General features: G+C 58.2%; 1 rRNA gene. It reads right to left on the reverse strand.

Annotation, left to right across the window (positions count from 1 at the left end):
• A 16S ribosomal RNA gene (locus tag KUA11_RS17200) occupies positions 1-440 on the reverse strand; the annotation flags it as partial.

The following is a 440-nucleotide window of genomic DNA, read 5'->3' on the forward strand; positions in this document are numbered from 1 at the left end:
GACTACTGGGGTATCTAATCCTGTTCGCTCCCCACGCTTTCGCTCCTCAGCGTCAGTATCGGCCCAGAGACCCGCCTTCGCCACCGGTGTTCCTCCTGATATCTGCGCATTTCACCGCTACACCAGGAATTCCACTCTCCCCTACCGAACTCTAGCCTGCCCGTATCGACTGCAGGCCCGCGGTTGAGCCGCGGGTTTTCACAGTCGACGCGACAAGCCGCCTACGAGCTCTTTACGCCCAATAAATCCGGACAACGCTCGCGCCCTACGTATTACCGCGGCTGCTGGCACGAAGTTAGCCGGGGCTTATTCTTGCGGTACCGTCATTATCTTCCCGCACAAAAGAGCTTTACAACCCTAGGGCCTTCATCACTCACGCGGCATGGCTGGATCAGGCTTTCGCCCATTGTCCAATATTCCCCACTGCTGCCTCCCGTAGG

The sequence above is a fragment of the Acetobacter estunensis genome, assembly GCF_019083805.1.
GTDB classification, from domain to species: Bacteria; Pseudomonadota; Alphaproteobacteria; order Acetobacterales; family Acetobacteraceae; genus Acetobacter; species Acetobacter estunensis_A.